This window comes from Ilumatobacter sp. (genome assembly GCF_041688325.1).
Taxonomy (GTDB): domain Bacteria; phylum Actinomycetota; class Acidimicrobiia; order Acidimicrobiales; family Ilumatobacteraceae; genus Ilumatobacter_A.
The window spans coordinates 1-6,462 of record NZ_JBDNIJ010000088.1 but is presented as its reverse complement, the minus strand read 5'-3'; the positions used below and the strand labels follow the sequence as shown (position 1 = coordinate 6,462).

The 6,462-nt window shown below is 62.3% G+C and carries 5 protein-coding genes and 2 pseudogenes; all 7 read left to right on the top strand.

Going from position 1 to position 6,462, the window contains the following annotated elements:
* The first annotated feature begins 94 nt into the window (after positions 1 to 94).
* Positions 95 to 1,300, top strand: coding sequence for a hypothetical protein (locus ACH2EI_RS05935; protein ID WP_395157170.1), 1,206 nt, complete (start codon positions 95 to 97; stop codon positions 1,298 to 1,300).
* 41 nt (positions 1,301 to 1,341) lie between these two features.
* The gene (locus tag ACH2EI_RS05930) at positions 1,342 to 2,886 is read left to right on the top strand and encodes an ABC transporter ATP-binding protein (protein WP_395159435.1); all 1,545 of its coding nucleotides are present in this window, start codon (positions 1,342 to 1,344) and stop codon (positions 2,884 to 2,886) included.
* Positions 2,883 to 3,992, top strand: a complete 1,110-nt coding sequence (locus ACH2EI_RS05925; RefSeq protein ID WP_395157166.1) for an ABC transporter permease — start codon at positions 2,883 to 2,885, stop codon at positions 3,990 to 3,992. Before ACH2EI_RS05930 ends, ACH2EI_RS05925 begins: the two co-directional genes overlap by 4 nt.
* A gap of 2 nt (positions 3,993 to 3,994) precedes the next feature.
* On the top strand, positions 3,995 to 4,930 hold the full coding sequence (locus tag ACH2EI_RS05920) for an ABC transporter permease (RefSeq protein WP_395159433.1): 936 nt from the start codon (positions 3,995 to 3,997) through the stop codon (positions 4,928 to 4,930).
* Positions 4,931 to 4,943: 13 nt separating this feature from the next.
* Positions 4,944 to 5,678, top strand: a pseudogene (locus ACH2EI_RS05915) (sulfite exporter TauE/SafE family protein).
* A 72-nt stretch (positions 5,679 to 5,750) separates the two neighbouring features.
* A pseudogene (locus ACH2EI_RS05910) lies at positions 5,751 to 6,263 on the top strand (acetamidase/formamidase family protein); the annotation flags it as partial.
* Positions 6,264 to 6,352: 89 nt separating this feature from the next.
* Positions 6,353 to 6,462 (top strand): acetamidase/formamidase family protein (locus ACH2EI_RS05905; protein ID WP_395159437.1); only part of this gene is annotated, 110 nt, incomplete at its 3' end.

Below are 6,462 nucleotides of genomic sequence, written 5' to 3'. Positions count from 1 at the left end.
TTCAGCGCTACCGCTCGCATGCCGCGACGGCGCCCTGAGCTCGTCGGTGATGATTAATCAATAGCAAGCAAGACAACTAGGAACAAGGGGAGCCATGAAAATCAACCAGAAGCAAACAGGGCGGCGTGGGGCAATTGCGTTGTGCGTGTCATTGGCATTGGTCGCGGCTGCGTGCGGCAGCGATGAAGCAGCCGAACCAGAGCCTGTCGTCACCGAAGCCGAAGCCGAAGCAGCGCCAGTCGAAGAGGCGCCTGCCGAAGAGACCGCAGAAGAACCCGTAGAAACGCCTGCCGAAGAACCTGCGGAAGAACCTGAGACCGACGCGATTGTTGCGGCGTTCGACGCCAACGGCGATGGCACAGTGACGATCGGTGTTGCCGCGGCGGGGCCGCGCGACGACAACGGCTACTACCAGTCGTTGGTCAACTTCGCTGAGAAGTACTCGAGCGAAAATGGGTTTGCTCCACCGATCGTGAGCGACAACATCGGACCGGCTGAGGCAGCACAAGCCCTGGCTGACCTCGCTCAGCAGGGCGTCGACATCTTGATGGTCGGTGCCAGCGAGATCGCTGAGCCGCTGCCTGATCTCACCGAGCAGTTCCCGGACATTTTCTGGTACTGCAACTGCGGTGCGGGTTTCCAAGAACTGCCAGGTCTCGCGCAGGCCACCGACTGGGGCGCTGCGGTGCACTACTCGGCCGGGGTCGCCATGGGCGCAATCTTGAAAGAGCAAGGAAGCACGACTTCGGTCTTCCTCGGATGCTGTGACATCAATTTCGAGATCGAGGCCTACCAGGCAACGTTGTATGGAATCCAGTCAGTCGATCCGAGTTTCACGATGGAGTACGTCGGTACGGGTGACTTCGAGTTCGACTTTGACAACTCGGCGAACGCCACCGCTGCGCTGACCAACGCAAAGGCGAACGGCGCCACGTTGGCATACGCCTACCTCGGTGGGGCCCTCGACCCGGTCGGCCAACTCGCCACCGATGAAGGTATGGCGGTCTTCGCCGCCGGCCCGGCCGACGCGTGTGAACGTGACATCCCCTGGACCGGCAGTGTCGTCTTCGACGGAGGTGTCTATGCATCGCAGGCGCTGACGCTGATCATCGACGGTGAACTCAGCGAAGGTTCGACGTACCAGTTCCCGACCCAGGCCGGGCTGAACGGCGCGCTGCTCTGTAATCCGTCGGCTGAGGCTGCCGCTGCTGTTGATGGAGCATTCGGGTTGCTCGCGTCGTTCGACGAAGCGCTGTACGCCGACCTCGGCGCGATCTCTGGGGCCGCATACGGCGGCTGATGACACCTAGTTCCACAGGTCGGAACGGTGCGGACCCCGACGTGGGGTCCGCACCGGCTGTCGACCTCAGAAAAATTACGAAACGCTTTGGTGCGGTCACCGCGTGTGATGGTGTTGATCTCGCGCTTCGACGCGGGCGCATTCACGGGATTCTTGGCGAGAACGGGGCGGGTAAGTCGACGTTGATGAAGATGCTCATCGGCCTCGTGCTTCCCGACGAAGGCACGATCTACATCGATGGCATCCAGCAACACATCCACAGCCCGCATGACGCTTCGAGGCTGGGCCTCGGCATGGTACATCAACACTTCAGCCTCGTTGAGGCGTTGACCGTCTGGGAAAATGTCGCACTCGGTGAAACTGGTCGACTCGATCCAACCGCGATTCGCAACCGGATCGGTGACATCGCCGATCAATACGGCCTCGTCATCGAGCCCGACGCGCAGGTTGGCAACCTGACCGCTGGTCTTCGTCAGCGGGTCGAGATCATCAAATGTCTGCGGCGCGATCCCAGCATCGTGATCTTCGACGAGCCCACGTCGGTGCTCACTCCGGAAGAATCCATTCAACTTTTTGACTCACTCCGCCAGGTCGTGGCAGATGAGGGTCGTGCAGTGGTGCTGGTGAGTCACAAGCTCGACGAGATGCTGCATGCCGCCGATGACATTTCGATCATGCGCCAGGGCGTCGTCGTTGATCGCCTGCTGGCCAGCGATGCCGATGCCCCAACACTTGCACGTGGCATGGTCGGCCGTGATGTGTCGTTGCGCTCCGAGCGGGCCGCACTCGGTCTACTCGCGGTCGATGATGCGCCGGCGGCGGTGCACGACGATCAGGTCGGTGACGTTGTGCTCAGCATCAGCGGAGCGACGCTCCGCGGCGCCAGCGGAGTCCACGCGCTCAACGGTCTGTCACTCGAATTGCGGGCGGGGGAGATCGTCGGAGTTGCAGGCGTCGAGGGCAACGGCCAACGCGAGCTCGGCGACTTACTGTCGAGTCTGATATCGCTCGATGCAGGGTCGGTCAGCGTGAACGGCCGACGAATCCCCGACGGTCGATCGGGAGCGATGGCCAAGGCTGGCATCGGCGTCATCCCAGAAGACCGCCATGACAGCGGTGTCGTGCTCGACATGACGGTCGCAGAAAATCTGGTCTTGGTCGATCAGTCGAACGTTTCCCATCGTGGCCTGATTGACCAACACGCGCTCGAAGCGTTCGCGACCGAGATGATCGAACAATTCGGGATTCTGTGCGCTGGGCCTGACGCTCCGATGTGGTCGCTCTCCGGTGGCAACCAGCAACGGGTCGTCCTCGCTCGCGAGCTCGCACAGCACCCTCTGGTGCTGGTTGCTGCCCAGCCAACTCGCGGCCTCGACGTCGGAGCAATCGAGTACATGGGTGACCGGCTGACGGCGGCGGCCGCGGCAGGCGTCGCCGTGCTGCTGATCTCCAGCGAACTCGAAGAGATCCTCGACCTGTCGCATCGAATCGTCGTGATGCACTCCGGTCGCATCGTCGGTGAATTCGATCGATCTGACGTCGATCTCGAACGGCTCGGACTACTCATGGTCGGAGCGGCGACGTGAGCGACGCGACGACGTCCAGGCAAGGCGCCCGAGTTGGTGAGTGGTTCGCCCTCTACGGGCTGAGTGTGCTCGCAGCTCTGCTCCTGTCGGCGCTACTCGTTGAAGCGACGGGAGGAGATTGGCGCCCGGTGGTCAGCGCGCTCCTCGATGGCAGCTTGCGTCAGCCTGGTCGATGGGGGGAAACCCTCGGCACTGCAGCTCCGATGTTGCTCGTTGCGGTTGGCACAATCGTCTCTGGCAAGGCTGGGCTCGTCAACATCGGCCAGGAAGGCCAATTGTTTGTTGGCGCGGCGTTCGCGACCTATTTCGGCTTTCTCGTCGGCGGGCCTGGGCCGTTCAACCTGGTGATCATTGTGCTGTTCGGGGCGATTGGCGGAGCACTGTGGGCAGGCGTCGCTGCGCTGCTCAAGTTCTGGCGCAATGTGCCCGAGGTGTTGTCGACTCTGCTCCTCGTGGCTGTCGGCGGACAGGTGGTCGCCTACGGACTGAGCCAATCGTGGTTGCTCCTTGCGCCGCTTGGGGATCGCGGCAACCGCAATCAAGTCAGCCAGCAGTTCGCAAAAGACAATCGTCTTCCCAGCCCTGAAGTGTTCGGCAACAGGATTCCGTTGGCAGTCGTGATCGGTGTCGTGTCGGCGATTGTGGTCAGTGCGGTCCTCGCGCGGACGGTGTGGGGATTCCGTCTGCGGATGCTCGGGCGAAATCCGCGTGCGGCGCAGCGATCGGGTGTGTCCCAAACTGGCTACGGCGTTTCGGCGCTGATGATCAGTGGCGCTTTCGCTGGCCTGGCCGGAGCGGTCATGCTCGCGGGTGGCGGGTTCGCCTTCGGCAACTATCAACTCGTTCCCGGATTCGCCACGAACATTGGTTGGACCGGGCTGCTCGTTGCACTGGTTGCTCGGGAGAAAGCACTCGTTGCGATTCCGGTCGCGTTTGTGTTCGCCGGCTTACGGACCGGTTCGAGCTTCGTTGGTTCCACAGGTGTCGAGGGTCGGATCACCGATGTCATCCAAGGGTTCTTGGTGCTGGCCTTGCTGGTTCCGCCCGCCGGGATGTTCATTCGTGATCGCCGGCGAGCCCTCGCTGCGGCCGCGGAGAGGGTGTGACGATGTTCGGATTCTTTGAGGCGATCATCGACATCGTTTCCAGCGAATCGACCTATATCAACGGGGCGCTGTTCGCGGCGTTCCTCGCCTTCGCAGCATCAGGCGAGTGGGTTGCCGAACGCGCCGGGACGCTCAACATTTCGGTTGAGGGGATGCTGCTTGGCGGCGCCTTCACCAGCGCCATTGGGTACCACGTCACCGACTCGATGTTGATCGCGCTTCTGACCGGTGTTGCTGGTGGGTTGATCGTCGCCGGCGTGCAAGCCGAGATAAGCCACCGCCTGAGCGCCGACCAGTTCGTGGTCGGTCTGACGCTCAACATTTTGGTGTTCGGTCTTGCCGGATTCCTCGACAACGAGATCGAACCCCAGACCCAGCTCGCAGGTCGCTGGGAGGTACCACTGCTGCATGACATCCCGCTGTTGGGTGCGGCGCTGTTCGGCCAGCGTTGGCCGTTCTACTTTCTGTTCCTGTTGCTCCCGGCTACGTGGTGGATTGTTTTCCGAACCCGTTGGGGCCTCGAACTGCGGTCGGTCGGCGAAAACCCCCAGTCTGCCGACGTCTCCGGAATCGACGTCAACAAGCGGCGCCGGCAGAGCATTTACTACGCCGGCTTCACCTCTGGAATGGGTGGATGGTTTCTTATCTTCGGGCAGGTCGGCCTGTTTGAGGATTCGGTCGTCGGCGGGCGGGGATTTATCGCAATTGCGGCGGTCATCTTCGGAGGCTGGACCCTGCGCGGCACCGTGGCAGGCTGCATCATTTTCGCCGGGGCGCTTTCGTTCCGGTTGTCGGTGCAGGGCCTCGGCTACCAAGTCAACAGTGAGCTGTTGCAGTCGTTGCCGTTTATCGTGACGCTCGGCGGAATGGCCGTGTTCGCCCACCGAGTTCGTGCTCCCGCCGCATTGGCCCAGCCGTTCGTCCGCGGCCTGAAGTAAATTCCGGTAACCAATGACGGTGTGGGAAGCAATTCTGCTGCTCGGTGGCGGCTTGGCTGCCGGAGTGATCAATACGATGGCGGGCGGTGGTTCAGCGCTGACAGTTCCGCTCCTGGTGCTCGCCGGCGTGCCGGGCAACCAGGCGAACGGATCGAATCGGGTGGGCGTGCTCGCAGCGAGCGGCGCAGCAGTTGCGTCGTTCCGGCGGTCTGGAGTCGATGGGCTGAAGGGGGCAGCGCCGGTGCTCGGACCGACGGTGATCGGTTCGCTGATTGGTTCGTTCGGCATTAGCCAACTGGCTGATGAAACGTTCGAAACGATCTTCGGTTATCTCGTCATTCCGATCATCATCCTCACCATCTTCAAGCCGAAGCCGAGCCCGGAGAGCTAGCCGTGGTCGGTGGGAGTCACGGCGATCGTCTTCTTCGGCATCGGGTTGTATGGCGGTGCGTTTCAGGCCGGGGTGGGCTTGGTGATGCTCGCCGCGCTCACTCGCGCCGGGTTTGACCTGGTGACGGCGAACAGCGTGAAGGTCTTGGTCAATCTGGTCGTCACCGTGATTGCTCTTCCGGTGTTTGTCCTGCAGGGCCACGTCGTGTGGGCTCCGGCACTCGTGCTTGCAGCGGGCTTCCTGGGCGGTGGTTGGCTGGGGGCCAAGCTCGCGGTGCAGGGCGGCGAGCGGATGGTCCGGGTGTTCATGATCGGTGCGGCGCTTTTCCTCGCTGGCCGACTCCTTGGCGTGTGGTGAGGCCTGACGCAAGCGCTGTTGTTACCTGGGTGAAATCAAGCGTTCACAGAGCGGTCCTATGGTCGGAACGACATGGACACAGCACGCCTGACAGCGACTCCCGACACGTGTTTTTGGGGGTACCTGGACGCCGCTGAGCAGCCTGTGTTGAGCGTCAAACCCGGTGACACGATCACAATCGAGGCAATCACGCACCACTCGGGTGATGCGCCCGACCTGTTGATGGATGATGGGATCAAGGCGATCTGGGACGGCATCGCCCCCGAGACCCGTACGCCCGGTGTGCACATCATGACCGGTCCAATCGAAGTGCAGGGGGCCAAGCCCGGCGACACGTTGCGAGTCGAACTGCTGTCGATGACCCCGCGGATGCCGTATGGCTCCAACCTCGCAGCAAACTGCGGCCTGTTCCACAAACAGTTCAGCAAAGAACGCATCACGATCTACGAACTCGTCGCTCCCGATCCGGCTGGCGGATTCCCCGCAGCGGCTCGCCCCATGTTTGGCTTCGATTTCACCGCACTCGAGTTGTACGACATCCCGGGAGTCATCTCCGAACCAGAGCCTGCCAAGCGAGAGCGGTTCGGACGATCTGTCCAGGTGCCGGTGCGTCCGCACCTCGGTGTGATGGGAGTGGCCCCCGAGGTGGCCGGGTCAGCAGCATCCCGCCTGGCGTGTTCGGCGGAAATGTCGACAACTGGCGCTTCGGCCCGGGCGCCACTGTGCACTACCCGGTCTTTCATGAGGGTGCTGGCTTCTATGTCGGAGACCCGCATTTCGCCCA